A 22,332-nucleotide genomic window follows, 5' to 3' on the forward strand; every position below is an offset into this window, starting at 1 on the left:
AGCCATGGTTTTTATTAGAAAAAAGAGGATCACAAAGGATCCTCTTTTTTAAATGAGACTATTGGGAAGCCATTAGTCACTTCCAAATAGATCTCGGGTGTACACCTTATCAGCGACATCTTGAAGCTCTTCAACCATCCGATTAGAAACAATCACATCCGACATCGCTTTAAACTCGGTAAGACCTTTGATCACAGCAGAGTTGAAGAACTCTTTATCTTCCAGTACAGGTTCATACACAATCACTTCAATGCCTTTGGCTTTGAGGCGCTTCATGATGCCTTGAATTGAAGATGCTCGGAAATTATCGGAGCCTGACTTCATGATCAAACGGTAAATACCAACACATTGTGGGTTACGCTTGATGATAGAGTCAGCCACAAAATCTTTACGTGTGGTATTAGCATCAACAATCGCACCAATGATGCTGTTTGGCACATCTGCATAGTTGGCGCGCAGCTGCTTAGTATCTTTCGGTAAACAATAACCCCCATAGCCAAATGACGGATTGTTATAGTGCGAACCGATACGTGGGTCTAAGCCTACACCTTCGATAATCTGACGTGCATCTAAACCATGAGATTCAGCATAAGAATCCAATTCATTAAAATAGGCAACACGCATTGCTAGATAAGTATTTGAGAACAACTTAACGGCTTCAGCCTCGGTTGAATCAGTATACAAAACTTCAATATCGCCTTTAACTGCACCCTCAACAAGAAGATTAGCGAACACTTTAGCTCGCTCACTTTTCTCACCAACAATAATACGAGATGGGTGCAGGTTATCGTAAAGCGCGCGACCTTCACGCAAAAATTCAGGAGAGAACAGTAGATTCTCACAACCAAGTTCTTGTTTAATCCTTGCAGTATAACCTACAGGCACGGTCGACTTGATCACCATCACCGCATTTGGGTTAATCGCCATTACATCTTTTATCACCGCTTCGACTGAAGAGGTATTAAAGTAGTTGGTTTCAACATCGTAATCCGTGGGTGTAGCGATGATGACGTATTTCGCATCAGAATAAGCCACCTCTTTATCGAGTGTAGCTGTGAAGCCTAAAGACTTATTTGATAAGAAGTCTTCAATTTCAGTATCAACAATTGGTGACTTTTTATCGTTAAGTAACTGTACTTTTTCTTCCACAATATCTACAGCAATAACTTCATTATGTTGTGCAAGAAGCATCGCGTTCGACAAGCCTACGTAACCCGTACCTGCAATAGCAATTTTCATCTGAATCCCTAAATACTATATCGTTGGTATATGAAAACTTAATAGCCAAGCTAAATAGAAAAAGAAATAGCTTGGCTAATGTAGTTTAGATTAATTGAATTTTCTCTAAGACCTTATCAACATACCTCTTAGCACTAGCGATACTCGTAGATTCTGAATAACAACGTAACTCAGGTGCATTACCTGAAGGACGAAGATGAATAACATCATCGTTATCAAGCGTTAAACGTAACCCATCAGTAACATCAACATTTTTAATTGCTGCCGAGTCAAAACCTAGCTTAGCCAATAACAGTTCTGGGTTAGCCTGACCATCAGCTAAAATTAGCAGGCTTTTTTCGGTTGCAAAGTTTTGAATACGGTCACTGTCAGTCACTCTTTTAGGTAAGGCATTAACCAGTGGAGAAATACCATTTTCTCCTGCAGCAGCAAGCAGCATCAGAGCAGGTAAAACGGCATCACGAGTTGGCAGTGCTTTCAGCGTTTTTCCATTCACTTGAACATCACTACCCAGTAAATAGCCACCATTAGCCTCAAAACCGGCAATAGAAGCATACGTCTTCGCCAGTGACGCGAATTCGGCAATAACATAAGGCGAACCAATCTTTGTACGCTCAACATGTTTAAACACATCTAAGCTCTCAACCACGGTATTGCAACTAACGGGTATTGCAAGTGCTTCAATGTTCATCGCACTTGAACATAACAACCCAAGAATATCACCACGTAACCACTCACCGTTCTCATCTGCCACTAGCGGACGGTCACCATCGCCATCGGTCGAGAAAATAGCATCTAATTGATATTGCTTAGACCAGTTTTGTGCTTTTAGCTTATCCGCATCTGCTACCGCTTCAGTATCAATCGGTACAAACTCATCACTACGCTCTAGTGAAATAACTTCAGCGCCAAGACTAGTAAATAACGGCGCATATAAATCACGCCCAGCACTTGAGTGCTCGTAAATCCCAATACGTTTGCCGCTAAGTAATGAAGCATCAAATAACTCAGTGTAACGAGCGATATAGTCCGTTGCCGCGCGTTGGTTAACGATCAGTTCAGGTAAATCACTGATTGCAGTAAATGCCGCATCAGCGTTTAAAATCGCTTGCTCATCAGCTTTAGTAATTTCACCGTCAGGTCGGTAAAACTTAAGACCATTACGATCGAAAGGAATATGACTACCAGTAATCATAATGCATGGAATGTTGTCTTGTATTGCCACATAGGCCAACGCTGGTGTTGGTACGACGCCATAATAAACGGCTTCAAGGCCCAGTTGCTCTAAGGCTTTAATACAAGCTTGCGCCATCGCAGGACTACTCGGGCGATTATCAATGGCAAGCGCAACTGTTTTGAAATTAAACTGCCCTTGCATACACTGCATAAATGCATAAGTAAAAGCTGCGCAGGCATCAGCAGTGAACTGATCTACCAAACCACGCGCACCACTGGTGCCAAATTGAATACCTGACTCTTTAATTACTTGCGAACTAATTAACATAAGAAAAATCTACACATATTGTGAAATACTGAATAACTTAAGTGATCATAAACGCCCTAAAAAGAGCGAATATTAATCGACCTCTTAAATACGACCATATCTGTCTTCAAAGCGGACAATATCATCCTCACCAAGGTATGAACCCGTTTGCACTTCAATCATTTCCAATGGGATCTTACCTGGGTTCTCAAGGGCATGAATCGTACCTAAAGGAATATAAGTCGATTGGTCTTCAGTCACCAAAATTACTTCATCACCATTGGTCACACTTGCTGTACCTGCAACGACAATCCAGTGCTCACTACGATGAAAGTGTTTTTGAATAGAAAGCTTTTGCCCTGGGTTTACGGTGATTCGTTTCACTTGGTCACGCGCACCAAAATCAATCGAGTCATATTTACCCCAAGGGCGATAAACTTCACGATGAATTTTATATTCAGAACGTTCTGAATTTTTTAGTTGCTGTACAATCGCTTTAACATCTTGCACTTGTGATTTATCCGCAACTAAGATGGCATCCTTAGTTTCAACAATCACCAGGTTATTAACACCGACTGTTGCAATCAGTTTATTTTCAGCATATACATAATTGTCCGTAGATTTAACTGCAATCACATCGCCTTTGTGAGCATTATTGTTATTATCTTTTTCAGTTACATCCCACAATGCAGACCAAGATCCGACGTCACTCCAACCTGCATCCATTGGCACAACCACTAAGTTACCTGAGCCGCTAGGTGCACAAACTGGCTCCATCACCGCGTAATCAATTGAATCCGCTGGGCATGCTTGAAATGCTTGCTTGTCTACGCGTACAAAATCTAAATCAGCTTGGGTGGCACTCATGGCTTTTTCACAAGCTTCTAGCATGGTTGGGTTATGAGCTTTCAATTCTTCTATGTATTGAGAAGCTTTAAACATAAACATACCGCTATTCCAGTAATACTCCCCAGAATCTAAATAATCTTGAGCGGTGTTTAAATTAGGCTTTTCTACAAAACTGTCCACTTTAAACGCTGTACCATTTTGTGAGACACCACGTTTCATATAGCCATATCCGGTTTCTGCTGCAGTAGGTACAATACCAAAGGTGACCAATTGATTCGCTTTAGCATGAACCAAAGCTTGTTTAACGGACTGCTGAAATACTATTCGGTTTTCAATCAAGTGATCAGCTGCAAGCACTAATAATATTGGTTCAACATCCGACCCTTCAACTTGCTTTATAGCTTGAAGCGCGGCAAGAGCAATAGCGGGAGCTGTATTACGACCCACTGGTTCCAAAATAATTCCGGAATGCTCAAAACCACCTAAACGCGTTTGCTCTGCGGCAATGAAACGGTGCTCTTCATTGCAAATAAGTAACGGAGCTGTGTGATCGAGTCCTTCAAGACGTGCAAAGGTTTGTTGTAGCATTGACTGCTCGCCAGTTACTTTTAAAAACTGTTTTGGATAAAGTTCGCGAGATAGAGGCCAAAGACGAGAACCAGTACCACCGGCCATAATGACAGGTTGAATCATGAGAATACCTTTAATTTGAAAGAAGATTATTAATAGCGATAGTGACAGGAGCCAATTTACCCGACCAAGAATGATTATTTTGTACGTAGTTAAGCGCGTTTACTGATAAAAACTTAGCGAATTCAATATCGTTATCTATTCGCAATATTTGCTTAGTAAATTCATCAGGTGTGTCAGCAACTAATATATCTTGCTCTGGAGTCGAGTCTAACCCCTCTAATCCTGTAGCAGTTGTAATAGAAGGTAAGCCTAATGCCATATATTCTAAAATTTTATTCTGAACACCAGCAGCTAAACGAACAGAGCATATACCCGCAACAGCCCCTCTTGCATGTGCAACTACATTATCAACGGCTCCGGTTACAACAACCCCCTCGATACGTTTAAGTTTTTGCTCACCTTCAGGTTTAATTCGACCAATAACTTTAAAAGTAAAATCACCATGTTTACGTAATAAGGGTAGACATTCTTTGGCAAACCACATTGCTGCATCAAAGTTTTGTGCAGAAAACATATTACCAATAAAAACAACTTCTTTCTTGCTTGGCGAAAACTCATAAGGTAAAGATGACAAGTCAACGCCATTGGAACAAACAAGTGTTTTCTCGTAACATTCGTCCGAGGTATCAAAAAGAAAGTCTTTGTCAAATTGAGATACAAACACATTATAATCGAAGTACTTTACAATTCCTTTTTCGTAACGATTTAAACGGGACTGTTCAACTTTATAGATATAACCTTTCAAACCTGCATTATTTTTTGTTTCTATAACACGATAATAATTCATAGAAATGGCATCAGTCATCTCGAGAATCTTTGGTTTATCTATATTCTTGGCATAATCAGCCATTCGAATAAGGTGAGGTAATATCAAGTCATGCTCTAACGACAATTGCTCAACCATATTTAAAAAATCATTACTATTATAATAAGCTGCCTGTAAAGGCTTTGTAGTCGGAAGTGTTAATAAGCAGTTTAGATATGATTTCCACTTCGGTAATAGCACTCTATGAATCGATGAAAAAACACCGTCACCAGGAGTATCCATTTCCATCTCATTTTCATTTTCACAAAGACTTAAGAGTGTTATTGAATAGTTTTTCGACAACTCTTTACATATCTCAAATATACGTAGACGATCACCTCCAATAACAGGATAAGGAAAGCGTGGAGTTAACACTAGAATTTTCTTTTGTTTTGCCATCAATAATCTCGTAAAAAAGTTACATATGCTATAGTGAAAGGATAGAGAAAGAAATAAAACGTTGAAAACTGCATCATAGCGCCAAAGCTTAACGAAATAAGCAAAGTAGCCAAAAGCTTGTCTCTAGAGAGACTAGAGCAGATTTTTACTCTAGAAAAAAACACACATAGAAATAAAAAAATACCAAAAATCCCAAAATCAACGCCAAGACGCAAAATCAGATTTCTTGGATCTGCATTTAAATTTTCTAAGTGCCGTGGTAATTCTGATAGATACATTGTAGGTGTAGCAATAAGATCTGTATAATCTTTAAGGTAATAAGAAAAACCAGAAATCCCATAACCTACCGGGTTATCAATAATCATATTAACAGCAACAAACGGATAACCAATCCTTACCAATAGAGAATTATCAACAGAAATAATATAATAAAAAGCATTTTTCAAATCATACAATTCAATATCATATAATTTAGATATTCTTGAAAAAGTGTAACCACCTTGATTCCAGAACTTAAAAATAAAAATAAAAACACTAACAAAAACCGATACCGCAATAATAAACTTAAGAACATTAGTAAGCGAAACTCTACGAAAAACTAAATAATAAAAACTTAAAGATATAATTAAAACACTAATAGCGGTAAGTGAAAATGACACTAAAATAATCAAAAAGTTCGTAAACAAGAGGAAAAAATCGAACCTGTTTTCTCTATCTTTATAATTAACATAGATAAAAATACTAGCAAACAGCAAAAGTTGAACAGCCCACGATAGTTCATTAGTTGTTAACACAAACCCTTGCTTTGCTGAACCGGTTAAAATAAGTGTCAATAACGATTTTACGTGAGAAAGAAATCCTATTTTTGACATCAAAAATTCGATTATTGCGAAGATAGAAACAATTCGAGACAACAACAGTAAATAATCACGTATTTTATCTTTACCAAGAATGCGAAAAGAAAAATAAAAACCAGGATAACAAAGCAAACCTATGACATAAGCAGATAGGAATATAACATTAAAATGACCAACATATATCGAATATAGTGAATATGAGACTAATAGGAAAATGAAGAATAATGTATACAACACAGTATCGATTGAAAAACTAACTCTACTTCCGAAAACAAATATAAAGCCTAATAAACCAGCCAAATATGGACTTATAGCTGAGTAAGTACCTGGAATAAATGGTAGGCTCCAAAATGGTATAGAAAAAATCAACAAGGCCGAAATAAATTTCACTAAAATACCCTACACTTTATATCTGGAACAATTTATCAATCTTATCTTTCAATTCATCAACATCAAAGAACTTTGCTCGATCATAACTTTTCAATGAAAATCTCTTGTGATTATCTTCGTTTTCAAAAAATTTTACTGAATCTACAATCTTAATTACATCACTTCTCGATATTTCACTTAAGTCATCAGATAGCTTACCTAATGATAAACCGTAATTTCCTCCATCAATGATGTAACCAGGCCCACTTTCACACTCTGTTGATATTATTGGTATATCTAATGCCATTGCCTCTACAAGACAGTTACCAAAAGATTCCCACAAAGAAGTAAATATAAACAAGTGTGACCGGGCTATATACTTATGTGGATTGTCAACATTTCCGAGAAAAAACACCTTATCTTCCAATTTGTATTTTTTAACTCTATCTTCTAAAAAGTTCCGCAGCTCGCCTTCACCTAAAATGACAAGACGGTAGGCATCATTGCTCTTGCAAAGAGCATCAAACGCATCAATCAAATGCCATTGACCTTTCTGTTTTGACAATCGACCAGCAGTAACAATAACCTTAAAGTTATTAAAAATATATTCATAATCATGTTCTATACCTTCTCTACTCAACTTCTTAATATCATCCAAAACAAAAAAATTATCTAAATGGAAAATTTTTGACCTAGGTACTCGATAAAAAGTTTCTATCGATCTTATCATCTCATTTGAATTGGCATGAATTACGTCCGATCTCTTATATAAAAACTTCAATATATAAGTTAAAAATGTTCCTTCAACAAGGTCTTTACGCGGGTCTTGCCTTTCAGATAGTATTGTCTTACAACTTTCTCCAAGCATCAGCGACACCAATACGTTAACTATATTAGGTATATATGTCATTGAATATATAACATCAGGCTTGTATTTAACCTTATATCTATACAACTTAAAAACAGCAATTAATAAGGCCGGATATCTAAAAATCTTCTTGCATAAAAGATTGAACTTCGATGTCGAAAAATTAGCAGAAAGAGGTAGGTTTAATCTAACTATATTTGCGCACTTAACTTTTTTTAAAATCGGTGTTGTATCATAAACAATTACATCAACCGTGCATGTATCACTTAAGTGATCCACTATTTTTCGAGTGCTTTCAGCAACACCACCCTGATATAAGTCACTTGTGAAAACCGCTACTCTTTTTCCCATCACACTCGCCTTAAATTAAAAATTTTCTCATTGTTTTTTTTATCAACATAGTACTCTCTTTCAATAAATAACCATTTATCATAAGTATCCATAATTACTCGTGCTGAAAGTTCACCTTCATTTCCTTGCCATTTGGTACCAAAGGTTGAACTATAGCTTTGTATATTTTCAATCATATCTCTTTTCATCGAATAGTCACCGATGAAAAAATTAAAGACATCCGAGACATGATCGCAATTCAAAGAAATACCATTTTTCACAAAACCATAGTAATCAAAATATTTACCGTCCTCACTAAAGTCGAAATATATTGAAAGAATACCAGACAAAGATGCCTCTAAATGTATTCCCGTATTTCCAGCTATGATACCCGTTATATTAGAAAAATAATATTCTATAGATTCTTCTCTAGGGGTAGTAAATTTAATATTAATTTCAGAATCATATCTAGAAATAATATAATTAATATAAGAAGCGTCTTGACTTGGATGAAATCTAACTCGCAAATATATGTTTTTTTCTATAGCTGTATCGATTAGTTGACAGACTTTACCAATATTATCAAGACTGTTAAGAGCCAAGCCAACCGATAAATCCTCTGATAAAGGTTTTATTTCTAACTTAGATAACGAATTCTTTACACCAGATAAAAACACACTTGTTTTATTTATGCCTTTTTTATTACATCTGTACGCATTTAATGCCTGAGTTCCATCTAATAAAGCAAAGTCCATGTCTAACTTTGGGAATAGGTGAGATACACTGGCATGTTGGATATAAAAAGATTTTACTTTAAATTGTTTAGCTACTTTTAATAGTGTTCTGTTAGATACATTATGATCATTTGAAACCAAAACACCTTCTGGTTTCATATAATCAATTAAATGTGAAAAATAATTTATATAATAGTGTGATTTGAAAAAGTAGTCGAAGCAATTCCGAAACCCAGATACTTCTTTATGTTTCGAAAATATAAATCTAAACCTTATGACGTTGAGAAAGATTGCTCCAATCACATTTTTGATAGAAAAACTCAAAACTGTAAAAGATATTTTTTTATCTATACATATTTTCTTTAGATTAGGTTCAATAAGAAGAGTTGGACTACCACCCAATCTATCTAACTCAGAATAGGTGCTTAGAATTGAATTTAACTGATTAAAAGTTCCAGCATATATCAATATTCCTCCTTTATTAATATCATTCCCAAATGATATTCGTTTAAGCAAAAAATAAACAAGAGAAATTATTCTAATATATGGTTTACTTTTACTAGTATTAACTAGGTAATCAAGATCTTTTGTCCTATGCCCATACAGATAAGCAAGATCAAACTCATTGTATTTATTCAATAATTTTAAGTATCTTTTTATATTTTCCATAGTACCAAAAATAAATTTAATTAATTTATGCGACATTATTACAACAGGGAACAAATAAAGAAACCCTTTGTCCTTCAAGAAATAGAGAAAGGTAACTATTGCTACTTAAGCTGGGCGAGAGCGCATGTGGTTGTTTCTTGTTCTGCATTCACCACTAAAGCCAATATTTGCTCAAAATAGTTAACTTCCATCACCGTCATCTTGGTTAATGGTGATCCATGGTTAATGAGTGACCAGCTGTATTGCTTAAAGTTGGTTGTTTTTAAAGAGGTTTAGGCATACGACTACGAGAAGTAGGGGCCTTAGCCGATCAGATCGTAGGTTTTTGATTTAGTTCCACTGAATTACGCAACAAAGCCTCTAATTTTTAGAAAATTTAGACATGATTTTTTTTATTTTATTCCTAATTTTACTTATAAAATATAGGATATGAATATTTCCTTTTTTAACTTCCAAGTCAACTAGTAACGCCAACTCATCAGACATGCGTTTGTATGATTCCCGAGTGTAATGTCGTATGTTATCTGTAACATCATTCTTACTTTTAACAATTCCTCTCACGTCGAGCAGTTTTACTCGGTCTTGGTTTTCCAAAACAAATTCATCAATAACTGTGTTTATATGTTTATGTCGATTATATGCCTTTACATCATCAATATCATCACTCCTTAAAACCTCGGCACCATTAATAAAAATTAATCTTACTTCATCGTTCAATTTTTCTAATATCAAATTAAGATTAGCTTTCAATTCCACCGCTGATATCTGACCAGAATTATGATACTTATCATAAAACTCATTCATCATTTTTTTGTTCTCAAATGTCATATTACTAATATCTGGTTTTATATTATACCCACCAAAAGGAATTTTACTCCCTTTACTATCTACATAAATATCTTGAGTATAATCCATTAGTAGACTATATATAACCACATCGTAATTTTTATTAAAGAAATCGGTTTCGAAAGCCTGCTTAGGTAGATATGGCATCGAATTCGCGTATTCAATCCTTGTCCTACCACTCAAAATTAATGAATGCTCAGCATGAACAGAAAGATTATCTTCAGTCACAAAATTAGTTTCTTCAATTATTTCATTTTTACTGGATAAATAATACATCATTGAAGACAAATCACACCCCCCCTTAAAGAGGATCTTCTTTTTGTTTTCTCTATTATTATTATCTATCTGCAGTAACTCCTCGCTTAAAGAAACCCAATCCACTCTAACGTCAGTACTTAGAGATGAGACAGTTTCACCCACAACCGAAACTTTAGGGCAGTTGAAATGTTTATATACAAACTGTTCAACACCTAAATTAATTGTTCGACATGAAAAACAATAATGCAATGCTGTGTTATCTTTTTCTTGTATAGAAACAAACCCTACAACACCATAATCCCCATAATTATCTCTAACTCTTATTATATATGAGCTTAATTCTTCATCCAGTAACACTTTTTCGGTTTCGGACATAGAAAGTCTAATTTTTGTAAAATTAAGCTGGTTAGTGCGAGTTATCATCTCATGTACGCGTTTTAAATCACTGATACATGCTCTTTCTATATTAACCTTAATTTGACATGATCGTAAAAATTCAAGATCTGTTTTGTACGCTGCTTTAGACTCAACTTTTTCTTCGAGTATCTTATATTGCTTAAGACGACTAAGAGATTCATCATCTTTACCTTCAATATCAAAATTAGATTGAATATAAGAAATATCGTTCGGGTGTATTACTTCTAAGCCTTCAACTATTTTTGAAGCTTCTATTAAATTAAGATGGTTATCATCAATAAACAGTACATTTTGTGGTCTCAGTCCCATTTCTTCGAGAGTATCTTTTATAGCATATCCTTTGGAAAACCAACCTATCTTTGGAAAAACAAAATAACTCCAAACATCTAGCTCTTCGAGTTTCTCTTTTGCTCTATCGTAATCATTTTTTGACGATATGGAATGAATAATACCACGCTTAGACGTTTCTATGACAAAATCGATATTAGTTTGTAAAATAGTTATCCCTTCTTCCGAGAGAGTACCACTCCAAAATGTGTCGTCTAAATCCCAGATAATTAGTTTAATCTGTTTCAATTTCAAATACCTTTCTAGAAGCCCAAGGCAGTCTATGGACCTTAATTGCGATGTACCATGTTAATATAAATAAAAACATATTTGACAACAAGGAAGAATATGCAGCTCCTTGCAAATTAAATATTGGAGTTAATATCAGTAAGAGTGCGACATTAACTATCCCACAAGTTAGAGTACTTATAGCTATATATTTTGTACGCTTTGAATAAAAAACTATATTTGTCACAACCAAATAAGCCCCTAAAAAAACTTGAGATATCATTAATATTATAACAATAGGAATCGATTGATTAAATTTATCGTCAATTATCAATTTAAAAACCCAAGGCCCTAATAGATATATCATTAAAGAGATAAATATTAAAAATATAAACAATTGATAGCAATTTTTTACCACTTGAACATTTGAGTCTTGATTATCCATCGAAAGCTTTTTAAAAACCCAAGGGCTATATGCTTTATTTATACTATGAAAGAACATCGACATAATCAGCGCGATAGATATACCTAAAGAATAGTAACCTAAAGACTCTTTCCCTAAATATAGTCCTATGTAATATCTGTCGAATGTATTAATAACTAAACCACCAAGTATATGAGGTAGTAGTGGCAATCCAAATGAAAGAGCTTCAAGTATTTGTTCCTTATTAGCTTTACACGATAAAAGCCGTTCTTTTGCTAGCAAAAATATTGCTATAGTTCCTACGATAATAGATGTTATAACACCAGCATATACCCTAACTTCTTCACGATATTCGCCTTGTTTAATTAAGAGAAATGTTATAATAAAAACGAGCAAGGATTGACCTACTTGCACGCAAGCATATTTCCATGCTATTCCTCTTATTTGCCATTGGCCTAATCTAAAATTAACTACAAATGTAAAAATTCCAATAAGAAAGCAATATAAAGCCCACTCAGGCGGTATGTCTAAATAAACATATCCGACATTATAAATATAAACAACAACAGGAATTATCATTAATATGCTGTATAATAATATTGTAAAGCAAGCAGAATTATAAGATTTAATTATTTCAAAATCACTTTTATTATCAAAATATTTTCTGTTGGCTGCACCAACTGTACCAAATCCCATTACCGAAGTCATTGCAGCGGATAAAATTGTGAACATCGACAAATTGCCATATTCGGTCGGACTTAAATAACTAGTTAGTATAGGAATCAGTAGTATCGGAGTAATACCAGAAACAGCTGTGGATATAATATAAATACCACTAGTTTTTAATATACCCTTCATCTATAAATCTATAAACTCGAAAGATAGAGGAGTTCCCTTTGATATGTTCTTCTTCACCTTTTTCCCAATAATAATATTAAAATACTTCGGTAACACCCCATACCCAGGACGTATGCTTCTTACATTACCCTCCGTGAGTTGCTCCCCCTCTCTTATGTCTTTTACAGCATACAATGAACGACGGAATTTCACATTACCCTTTTCAGCTTCAGTTCGTTCATAGTTTACATGACCTAACGATTGCCAAGCGGTTCTACTATCTTTGCATAATTGCGCTAACTCTTTTGGCTCAAGCGAGAAACTATCATCCGCGCCGCCACCATTTCGGTCCATAGTGACATGCTTTTCAATTAAGCAAGCCCCTAAAACAACGGAAGCAACAGCCGTAGCGTTGTCAATTGTGTGGTCAGAAAGGCCCGACAATACATCGAAGCGTTCAGATATGTCTGCAATAGTACGTAAGTTGTATTGTTCTGCAGGTGCTGGGTATCCACTCACACAGTGTAAAACTATTAACTCTTCACACCCATTGCTTCTTGCACAGTCCACAGCCTCTTGGATTTCTTCTTTGTTTGCCATACCTGTGGACATAATCATCGGCTTACCTGTTTTTGCAACTCGAGCGATGAGGGGTAAATCAATCAATTCAAAAGAAGCTATTTTGTAAGCAGGGGCGTTTAGCTCTTCGAGCAAATCTACCGCTGTAAAATCGAAAGGTGAGCTAAAAATGGTAATATCCAGTTCTTTAGCTTTTGCAAACAACAGTTCATGCCAATCCCAAGGCATATGCGCGCCTTTATAAAGCTCATACAAAGTTTGGCCATCCCATAAACCACCGTGTATCTGGAACTCCTCAGAGTCACAATCCATAGTGATAGTTTCATGTGTATAAGACTGGAGCTTTATCGCATCTGCGCCCGCTTTCTTTGCTTCTTCCATAATTTGGTAAGCACGATTAATATCACCATTATGGTTAGCTGATAGCTCTGCAATAATATATGGTGAGTAGTCTGGTCCAATTTTACGACCATCAATAGTGATAAATTTATTCATTTGTTTTCTCGAATTAGTGGGTAGCGAACAAAAGAGTCAGGTGAAGTTTGATGATAGTTTGCAGACCGAAAAAGGTGCTGAGAAGCACTGTTCGTTTCCATCACTGTTGCGTGAATTGTCATATCTGGGTGAAGTGAGTCTACATTTATTAACGCTTGCTTAGCGTAACCTTGCCCAAAGCTCTCTGGTTGAACAAATATAGAAATTAGATACTCACCGTTAGTCTGTTTATCTAAACGAATAACACCGATGTTACTGTGTGTAGACAATGACTCAATCATATAAAAGTAATCACTAGCGATGGCTAACTTAGCCTTCATCCATTCCTGGTGCTCTTCCCATTTTGGAACCTCTGGAGTGAGTGCATATTTTCTGGTCTCAGGTAAAACCTGCCAGTCGTATACTTGACGGATATTAGCTTGGGTTGCTGGACGTAATAATATGGCATTCCTCTTTTCAGCCAGTAAGTGATTGACACACTGAGTGACACGAAATGCCCCAAGCCCATCACATAGGCTCAAGCTCGTGAAACGGAGTTGGTTCCATTCATTAATTACGATTTGGTAAGCGTTTCTTAGTTTACTACTTATATCAGATAAAGTTACCTGAATGGCCGCCCCTGCTTTAACTAACTGTTTCGTCACCGTTTTCTGATTGTCAGCTAATGGAATGATGATGCTAGGTAACCCCAGACACGCTCTTTCCCACGAGGTCGTCCCCGGAGCCCCTATAGCAATATGGTGCTGCACCATTAATTCAGCCATGTTATCAACAAAGTCGATATGCTCAATCCAATCACTATTTTGGGTGCAAAATTGTTTCACACTTCGATAGTTTGGGGCTTTCTTGCTCAATAAAACGGTGACCAATGGTCTATCGTCTGAAATAGCTAACAGCTCATGCAGTACTTTTAAAGTTGCATTAGGTTGATCAATTCCCCCCATGCTAACAAGCACACGTGGTTTCGATTTGTGAAGTGACGATTGAATCGCTTGTTGACGGTATTTAACAAAGTTGGGATTTAACAAAGCAAAGTCACAGCCAGTTAAAACGGTTGTTTCCAATTCAGGGCATTCATATTCAGAAGGCGTTCGAGATAGAGTTTGGTCGAGAATCATATCTGCGTTATGTGGCCGCAATAAATCATCTGTCGCGAACACCTTACATTGTAGTTGCGTTTTGCAGTGCTCTTCCCATTCGGCATTGATGCCATAATGATCGACAATCACGAGATCAACACTATCGAATGTAGAAACAAAACTGTCTACGTCAACTTTCCAAGGCACTTGCAGCCATGCTTCATAATCTGCACTACTTTTTGGTGTTGACCATTCTGATGGAACAATAAGCTCTTTGACTTCAAAGCCTTTACTCCTAACAAAATCGAGCAGATCTCCTTGTTGAGGACGACATGCAAAACTAATTTGATGCCCGTGCTCCCTGAGCATAGAAGCTAAGACTAAGCAGCGCATTATATGTCCGCTACCAATATGAATCGAAGAATCAGCTCGAAAAACTATCTTCATAGTAACCTCTACAAAACGCTGAATAGTGACTCTGCCAACTCCCAATCTTCCGGAGTATCGATATCTTGAACACGTTTCCTTGGTAACAAAATCGCTTTTGAATGCTCGGCGAAAATCGCTTTACCCGCTAAAAAGGCGGTTGATTTACCCCAGTAAAACTGCCCTGCATCGTGGTACGCTTCTTCAAGGTCTTGAGAACGTGTATTCGCAAATTCTGGAGAAAACATTGATACTGAGCCACTTTCATCAACAGAGATGGCGCGTTGAATAGCAAAAGGGAAACTTGTCGCACTGAAAGCAAATTCCACATCGTCTAAAGAAAGCGCAGCTAACCCTTGCTTTATATACTCTGGCAATACGAAAGGGGCCGTTGCATAGATACAGCACACATTGTCAATATTAAGACCCTGATCCAAGCACCACTTTATTGCATGCTGCATAACATCCATGGTGGTTGCAAAGTCATCGGCAATATTCTTAGGACGCAAAAAAGGGACCTCAGCGCCATACTCTACAGCAACGTCGGCTATCTCTTGGTCATCCGTCGAAACGATCACTTTATCAAAGCAACCTGAACTTCGGGCTGCTTCGATAGAATAAGCAATCATAGGCTTACCATGGAAAGGCTTGATGTTTTTACGTGGGATACGCTTACTTCCCCCACGAGCAGGAATGATTGCAATATTCATATTACCCCTGTAGCACTTTACTCAGAACTGAAACAACTTCATCTTGCTGTTCAACTGTCATGGCATGAAACAATGGTAATGAAATCGCTTCCTGATAATAGTGCTCAGATGTTGGGAAATCACCTAATTTGAAACCAAGATTTTGATAATAAGGTTGAGTATGCACTGGAATATAATGTAAATTAACGCCAATTCCATTAGCACGCAGTTCATCGAATACTTGCTTGTGCGTTTTATCAATATTGTCTAACTGCAAGCGAATTACGTATAAATGTAAACCTGAATAGGTTTCTGGTAGCTGGTAAGGTAAAGTAATAGGTAAACTATTAAGCAGTTCGTTATAGCGATTAGCTAATACGTGTCTCGCAGCAACAAACTCACTAAGACGAGACATTTGTGAAACGCCTAAAGCTGCCTGTAGCTCCGTCATTCTATAGTTATAACCAAGCTCAATTTGTTGGTAATACCAATCACCATCCGACTCCCCTACCATTAAATTAGGGTCACGTGTAATGCCGTGGCTTCTAAAGAGGTTCATTTTCTCGGCTAGGTTTGCGTCATTTGTTAATGCAGCACCACCTTCAGCCGTTGTCACTATCTTAACCGGGTGAAAGCTGAATACCGTGATATCTGAATACTGGCATGAACCGATTGGGCTATCAAGATAGCTGCCTCCTATCGCATGCGATGCGTCTTCAATCACTTTGAAGTTATACTCTTTCGCTAAACGACTGATCGCTTTCATGTCACAAGGTTGGCCACACAAATGAACCGCAACCAGGACTTTAGGCAATTTGCCTTGAGCCTTAGCTGCGATTAACTTTTTTTCTAACTTAACTGGGCAAAGATTGTAAGTAGCAGCATCAATATCAACAAAATCGATTGTCGCACCGCAATATAGACCACAGTTACTTGAGGCAACAAAAGTAATGGGTGTAGTCCATAACATGTCACCTTCACCTAACCCTAGGGCTAAGCAAGCAATATGTAAGGCAGAAGTGGCACTGTTTACCGCTAATGCATGCTTAGCACCCGTAAAGTCCGTTAGTGACTTTTCAAATGCTGGAACCTGAGGACCTTGTGTTAAAAAATCCGACTGTAATACATTAATCACAGCATCAATATCTTGCTGTGAAATCTCTTGCTTGCCGTAAGGTATCATGCTCTAAGCCTTAAAGTTTGGATCTACGTGATCAACGATTAACTTACGTAAACCTTCTACCGTTTCCCACTCAGTATTGGTGCCTGAATTGTATTTGAAACCAAAAGGTACTTTTTCTGCTTTATGGTGAGCAATGTATTCAGCTTCACTGTAAGTGTAAGAAACTGAAGGAAGAATTGCGTAGTATGGACCTAAGTCGATTGTGTTAAGAGAATCCGTATCTGTGATCATTTCTTCGTGTAACTTCTCACCAGGGCGAATACCTACGTCACGAGTTTCACACTCAGGCGCAACGGCTTCTGCGATATCTAGAATCTTATATGATGGGATCTTAGGAATGAAGATCTCGCCACCCAAATGGTTGTCTAAAGCAAACATCACTAGATTCACACCGTCTTGCAATGAAATATTAAAGCGAGTCATCTCTTTATGAGTGATTGGCAACACACCATCTTTGCGCTTCTCTAAAAAGAAAGGGATCACAGAGCCACGAGAGCCCATTACGTTACCGTAGCGCACAACACTAAAGCGAATATCTTTTGAGCCGCGAATATTGTTTGCCGCTGCGAACAATTTATCTGAAGCGAGCTTAGTCGCACCGTATAAATTAATTGGGGCACATGCTTTATCCGTTGATAGAGCAACTACGTCTTTAACACCACAAGCTAGAGCTGCGTGGATAACGTTCTCAGCACCGTCAACGTTAGTACGAATACACTCTGTCGGGTTATATTCTGCAGTGTCTACCTGCTTAATCGCAGCAGCGTGAATGATCACATCAACACCTTCACAAGCTTGCGTCATGCGCTCTTTGTCACGCACATCACCAATAAAGAAACGCAGTTGAGGGAAATCGTATGCTGGATATGATTGCTTAATGACAGATTGCTTCAGCTCATCACGAGAGTAAATAATGATTTTCTTAACATTAGGGTAACGCTCAAGAATTGTTTTGATAAATTGCTTACCAAACGAACCTGTACCACCAGTAATTAAAACTGTTTTATTATTAAGCATTCTTCTATCCAATTAATATTTTATCTATTTATTACCTCAGTCACTCAAAGCCACTGAGACACTTTTTATTCATTTTGAGGCAGTCTGTTTTCGACAATCCCTTGTAAAACCTAGATTTTGCTGAATTTTTAAAAACCGCCCCAATAGGCCGCCAAAACGGCTTTAAACCTTTAGGCTTACCGCATAACTTGCTAGCCAGTCGCATTTGGATACGCTACCGCCCTTAGGTTTGGCTCCTACAGGCAATAGTCACAATTTGTTCGCTTTATGCGGTTTTCATACGGTTTTAATTTTCTGCGTATTCTAGCAAAGTAAGTGCATATTGACTAGTTTGGAATTTACCCTATTTGGACAAGCCTCTCACCACGCATTCAACCAGCGAGAGCATTGTACGTCTTGCAGGTACTGAGTGCCTATGTGGTAGCGGTTTTCTTGTGCTGCGTCGCAGTAGCGCTTTTCTATATCAATGAAAATATTGCCGTTGCGGTACAGCGAGACGAAGCTTGGGTTGTTGTTTACCGCCAATAACGCTTTAATCTCAGTACGTGTTAGCCCTTGTGGGTAGTGGTTAACCAGCAGTTTCAAAAACTCGCCAATGCGTCCTTCTACTCGCGCTATCTCTTTTTCTAAAATGGTGACTTTTTCTTCCGTTGTCAGTTTTTTTAGGCTGATATCGTCCATTTGCCCTCTCCCTAATTCTACTTTTGTTTCTTGACGTTTTTTGTCTGTATTCGCGCTTGGTCTGCCCTAGCCTTTTGGTTTCCTAAGATCTTGGTTTTCTAAGCTATTTTTTTAATAGCTTTGGCTGTGTGAACAAGCGCTTCGTCTGTAAATAATCGAATGGTCACTGCTTAGAATCCGCGCCGTGCGATTTGGATTGAACGAGGGCCTTGATACGCGCTTCGAACGGATTGGTGGTGCTTTTGGCTTGGTAGTCCGCTAGGGCCTGAGAGACGGGCGTGGGTTGTTTGTAAACCATGGTCTTGGCTGCCGGTTGGGTTTTAGCTTCCTTGGTCGATGTAGAAGCAGAAGCCCTTGCTGGTTTAGCCGCTTTTGTTTGCTTAGCCGCTCTAGCCTGCTTAAAGACTGGCGATGAGTCTCGCTTCGCTTTGGCTTGGGCGCTTCTTCTTAGCCAGCCATTCACAAAGTGACCAATGTTCTCAAAGGGTTTGCGCTTATCGGGGTTGATGTACAGCCAGGCTTGCATGGCATGCAGTTCTTGCAGCACATCTAACTTTGGGTAGGTTCGCTCTAAGATTTTGTAGAACTCATGATAAATCGGCGCGCTGCCCTCTTTGGTGAGCAGGTGAATCACGACTTCATTCTGTTGGCTTATTGGAGTAGTGGTGGCTTGAGGTGTCGATACCTCATGTTGTTCAGAACCGCTTTGGGGATCAAGAACATCGGTGTCATCTAAGAGGCCGCTTTTCAAGCTCAACTCTGTTTTATGTTCTTTATGAAAGATTATGTGTGCCAGGTGATCACTCTCCGTGGTGGATCTTGAGTCACCCAGGGGAGTGTCTGAATGGTCGGTTTTCTGCGCATATTCTGTCTTCTGTAGGTATTCCGACGAAGCTGACGGTAAACCTGTTTGTTCTGCATTCGCGTTCTCTTGATTCGCTTGGCCTAAATCGGCCTGCTGAATGTGGCTGTCGCTGGGAAGGCGCAGCTGATATATGTTGCTGCGCTGGCGTCCTGAATCATCAAAGCGCTTTATCCGCTTCACAAACCCTTGTTTTTCGAGCTCGTTAACGTGTCGTTTCACGGTTCTTACCGACACTTCGCAATATTGCGCCAAGTAATTGAGGGAAGGAAAACACACGCCGCGCGCGTCTGCGTTATCGGCTAATTTCAATAGCACTAACTTGCTTATTGGCGAGCCGGTTTTTAAGGGGATGAAAGAAAGAATTAGAGAAACACACATGGTTAACGCTCCTTGTTAATTAGTCATTCGTATAGAAATCCATTGATATACAGAAGCATTAACAACACTTTTTGGCGCTTTAGGGGCGAAAGGCCCATGAGATAAGTTGTAAGAAAAGATGTTTGGTTAATCGCCTCGGATAGATATGCAACATCAACCTTATTAAGCAATGGCTTTTCGAAGCACCTCTCATTTTTCTGTATTCCTCTGTTTTCGTGTTATTCCCGCCAACCCCAATCAAGAATGTTGAAGTACATTGCCCTCCCCATGCAGCAATAAGGTGCTTAATGAAGGCGATAGTTTCTCTTTTTATTTCAGCGTATCAACCCGGAATGGCGAGCATCGAGTGCCGTGCTAACTCCCTCACTCAATCACGTCAGCCGTTATTTTTTAGTGATAGTGATGGGTTTGGCCAAGTACTGAGCTATGAAGTTAACGGTTATAAAGAAAGCCATTTAGAAGGTTGTTATTTTAATGAGGATGAATGCGGTGACGCCCCCAGCTATGACGATATTTGCTGGATGATCAGCCGATCGCGGCGTGAATCGCCTCTGGGTTATTACGTGATGTATTTACGTTATGTCAGCCACCACCCCGGCTATGAAAAAACCGTAGCCACCAGTCTGCGACAACACATCGCATTGCACCCTGATTTAAATGAATCGCTATCAGCGTCTTTAATCGCCTATTTACAACAACACGAGGATTTATTTTGTCAAACACTCCACCAGCAACTGATCGAGTTCCAAATCAGCCGTTAGAAGCGTCTGTTTTACAAGAGCGGGCTGACACCAAAGAACGAATTGATTCGGAAGAGCAGGCTAGCAAGATGGAGCTTATCCCTTCGTTAGAGCCTTGTTTACCTTCAGCATCCTATTCATTCAGCCTGGTTTCGGTTTTACTCCGCTTACCTCATTGCCCGCCATATTCCTTTATTACTGTGCATTGCAGCGCCACGCCGCCACAGCAAGATGTAGGCGTAGCCGAGATTCGCCAATGGCATAAAAAGAGAGGCTGGCGCGATGTGGGGTATCACTTTGTTATTCGTCGCAATGGGGATGTCCAATTGGGCAGGCCGCTGTCGCAAACTGGCGCGCATGTGAAAGGACACAACAAGGGCAATATTGGGGTTTGTTTGGTTGGCGGTTGTAATGCCGAGCTGCAACCAGAAGATAACTTCACACTTGCGCAGCGCAAGGCACTGTTTGGTTTGATGGCCGCACTGCAAGAGCAGTTCTTGATTTCAGATGAGAATGTTAAGGGGCATAAAGATTGGGGCGTGAATAAGGCGTGTCCTGTTTTGAAGATAAAAGCTTAAGAGCAGATGCGGGATTCGAAAAGTGAGGAAAATAAAGTGAGAGTGGTGCTTTTAGCTCCTCCCCTTTATCACGACTGTTACTTGGCAGAAAATATCAATATAAGGGGAGGCTGGGAGGGGTTGGTTAGGCATTAGCTAGCAACCCCCTCTAACTCCCCCTTCTATTAACACCATCACTCACAATAGTCCGGAGTTCAAGGGGGAGGACCAAAAGCTAAGTCTTCGAATAATTTGAAGAACAGTTGCGGGATTCGAGTAAGCGAGATGCGAAGAGCTTAAAAGCGGATTCCAGATACTTCGTTCCTCGCCTCTAAAGCAACAGAATGGCGGAATGACGGAGTCGTGAGATTATTCACTTAATAAAAGTAGTCGTCATTCCCTACAGTGAGGGACGAACGTGATAGGGAATCTAATTCAACGGATAAATGGCGGAGCAGAGGTCTCGCTAAGGTTGTCGAACCGTAAGGTTATACAGTCAAAGGCTATACATGCGGTCAAAGCCAATCAATAAACCAAGGAGCAGTATGACATTGTTCGGAAGAATATTCGGGAGCCAGTCTTCGATTAGCAAGGGGTTAGATGCACTCACCAACACAGGAGATGCGATGTTTTTTACTGATGAAGAAAAAGCGAAGCACAAGCTGGCACTGCTTAAAGCGTATGAACCTTTTAAGTTGGTACAGCGCTACATTGTGTTGTTGTTCACCATTCCTTATGTGGCACTGCATGTGATGGTGATTCTTGGCTGCATGCACGGTTACGATTGGAAGCCATTAGGGGAAATGACCAATGAAGCGTTTGGTTATCCGGTGTTAGCGGCAATTGGATTGTATTTAACGGGTGGCGTGGTGAAGAAGTAGAAAAGCAGATTCGAGTAGCGGGTAAACGAAATGCGAAGAGCTTAAAAAGCAGATGCGAGTGACGGGTATCGAGATGCGAAGAGCTTAAAAAGCAGATGCGAGTGACGGGTATCGAGATGCGAAGAGCTTA

At 38.7% G+C, this 22,332-nt stretch carries 19 protein-coding genes; 3 read left to right on the plus strand and 16 right to left on the minus strand.

The window, feature by feature from the left end:
* Positions 1-72: 72 nt before the first annotated feature.
* From AB6F11_RS08115 to AB6F11_RS08190, 16 genes are all read right to left on the minus strand, one after another.
* Positions 73-1,239: a nucleotide sugar dehydrogenase gene (locus tag AB6F11_RS08115; protein ID WP_372179449.1), complete on the minus strand. Its 1,167-nt coding sequence runs from the start codon at positions 1,237-1,239 to the stop codon at positions 73-75.
* A gap of 85 nt (positions 1,240-1,324) precedes the next feature.
* Positions 1,325-2,743: a phosphomannomutase gene (locus AB6F11_RS08120; protein WP_372179452.1), complete on the minus strand. Its 1,419-nt coding sequence runs from the start codon at positions 2,741-2,743 to the stop codon at positions 1,325-1,327.
* A gap of 84 nt (positions 2,744-2,827) precedes the next feature.
* A complete protein-coding gene (locus AB6F11_RS08125; protein ID WP_372179454.1) occupies positions 2,828-4,264 on the minus strand; it encodes a mannose-1-phosphate guanylyltransferase/mannose-6-phosphate isomerase in 1,437 nt (478 codons plus the stop codon).
* 10 nt (positions 4,265-4,274) lie between these two features.
* The gene (locus AB6F11_RS08130; RefSeq protein WP_372179457.1) at positions 4,275-5,468 is read right to left on the minus strand and encodes a glycosyltransferase family 4 protein; all 1,194 of its coding nucleotides are present in this window, start codon (positions 5,466-5,468) and stop codon (positions 4,275-4,277) included.
* Positions 5,468-6,715, minus strand: coding sequence for an O-antigen polymerase (locus AB6F11_RS08135; RefSeq protein WP_372179460.1), 1,248 nt, complete (start codon positions 6,713-6,715; stop codon positions 5,468-5,470). Before AB6F11_RS08135 ends, AB6F11_RS08130 begins: the two co-directional genes overlap by 1 nt.
* Positions 6,716-6,731: 16 nt before the next feature.
* Positions 6,732-7,913, minus strand: coding sequence for a glycosyltransferase (locus AB6F11_RS08140; protein ID WP_269984476.1), 1,182 nt, complete (start codon positions 7,911-7,913; stop codon positions 6,732-6,734).
* Positions 7,913-9,295 carry a hypothetical protein gene (locus tag AB6F11_RS08145; protein ID WP_372179462.1) on the minus strand — a complete coding sequence of 461 codons (1,383 nt, stop codon included), beginning with the start codon at positions 9,293-9,295 and terminating at the stop codon, positions 7,913-7,915. The genes AB6F11_RS08140 and AB6F11_RS08145 overlap by 1 nt, the downstream gene beginning before the upstream one ends.
* Before the next feature lie 360 nt (positions 9,296-9,655).
* Positions 9,656-11,392, minus strand: a complete 1,737-nt coding sequence (locus tag AB6F11_RS08150) for a hypothetical protein (RefSeq protein WP_372179465.1) — start codon at positions 11,390-11,392, stop codon at positions 9,656-9,658.
* Positions 11,379-12,653 carry a lipopolysaccharide biosynthesis protein gene (locus AB6F11_RS08155; protein WP_372179467.1) on the minus strand — a complete coding sequence of 425 codons (1,275 nt, stop codon included), beginning with the start codon at positions 12,651-12,653 and terminating at the stop codon, positions 11,379-11,381. Before AB6F11_RS08155 ends, AB6F11_RS08150 begins: the two co-directional genes overlap by 14 nt.
* Positions 12,654-13,706: a pseudaminic acid synthase gene (gene pseI, locus AB6F11_RS08160; RefSeq protein ID WP_372179469.1), complete on the minus strand. Its 1,053-nt coding sequence runs from the start codon at positions 13,704-13,706 to the stop codon at positions 12,654-12,656.
* A complete protein-coding gene (pseG, locus tag AB6F11_RS08165) occupies positions 13,703-15,232 on the minus strand; it encodes a UDP-2,4-diacetamido-2,4,6-trideoxy-beta-L-altropyranose hydrolase (protein WP_372179472.1) in 1,530 nt (509 codons plus the stop codon). The genes pseI and pseG overlap by 4 nt, the downstream gene beginning before the upstream one ends.
* 8 nt (positions 15,233-15,240) lie before the next feature.
* Positions 15,241-15,921 carry a pseudaminic acid cytidylyltransferase gene (pseF, locus tag AB6F11_RS08170; RefSeq protein WP_372179474.1) on the minus strand — a complete coding sequence of 227 codons (681 nt, stop codon included), beginning with the start codon at positions 15,919-15,921 and terminating at the stop codon, positions 15,241-15,243.
* Position 15,922: 1 nt separating this feature from the next.
* The gene (pseC, locus tag AB6F11_RS08175) at positions 15,923-17,083 is read right to left on the minus strand and encodes a UDP-4-amino-4,6-dideoxy-N-acetyl-beta-L-altrosamine transaminase (RefSeq protein WP_372179475.1); all 1,161 of its coding nucleotides are present in this window, start codon (positions 17,081-17,083) and stop codon (positions 15,923-15,925) included.
* Positions 17,084-17,086: 3 nt separating this feature from the next.
* Complete coding sequence (gene pseB / locus AB6F11_RS08180; protein ID WP_372179476.1) at positions 17,087-18,100, minus strand: UDP-N-acetylglucosamine 4,6-dehydratase (inverting); 1,014 nt, start codon at positions 18,098-18,100, stop codon at positions 17,087-17,089.
* A gap of 360 nt (positions 18,101-18,460) precedes the next feature.
* Positions 18,461-18,781 carry a hypothetical protein gene (locus AB6F11_RS08185; protein ID WP_102332639.1) on the minus strand — a complete coding sequence of 107 codons (321 nt, stop codon included), beginning with the start codon at positions 18,779-18,781 and terminating at the stop codon, positions 18,461-18,463.
* Positions 18,782-18,944: 163 nt separating this feature from the next.
* Positions 18,945-20,024: a helix-turn-helix domain-containing protein gene (locus AB6F11_RS08190; protein ID WP_372179478.1), complete on the minus strand. Its 1,080-nt coding sequence runs from the start codon at positions 20,022-20,024 to the stop codon at positions 18,945-18,947.
* 287 nt (positions 20,025-20,311) lie between these two features.
* Between AB6F11_RS08190 and AB6F11_RS08195 the strand changes: the two genes are divergently transcribed.
* The 3 genes from AB6F11_RS08195 to AB6F11_RS08205 all read left to right on the plus strand — a co-directional run bounded on the left by AB6F11_RS08195 (position 20,312) and on the right by AB6F11_RS08205 (position 22,202).
* A complete protein-coding gene (locus tag AB6F11_RS08195; protein WP_372179481.1) occupies positions 20,312-20,785 on the plus strand; it encodes a hypothetical protein in 474 nt (157 codons plus the stop codon).
* On the plus strand, positions 20,737-21,342 hold the full coding sequence (locus AB6F11_RS08200) for an N-acetylmuramoyl-L-alanine amidase (RefSeq protein WP_371981992.1): 606 nt from the start codon (positions 20,737-20,739) through the stop codon (positions 21,340-21,342). The genes AB6F11_RS08195 and AB6F11_RS08200 overlap by 49 nt, the downstream gene beginning before the upstream one ends.
* A 524-nt stretch (positions 21,343-21,866) precedes the next feature.
* Positions 21,867-22,202, plus strand: coding sequence for a hypothetical protein (locus tag AB6F11_RS08205; RefSeq protein ID WP_004733275.1), 336 nt, complete (start codon positions 21,867-21,869; stop codon positions 22,200-22,202).
* Positions 22,203-22,332 lie beyond the last annotated feature (130 nt).

This window comes from Vibrio sp. 10N.247.311.14 (assembly GCF_041467715.1).
In the GTDB taxonomy this organism is placed as follows: domain Bacteria; phylum Pseudomonadota; class Gammaproteobacteria; order Enterobacterales; family Vibrionaceae; genus Vibrio; species Vibrio crassostreae_C.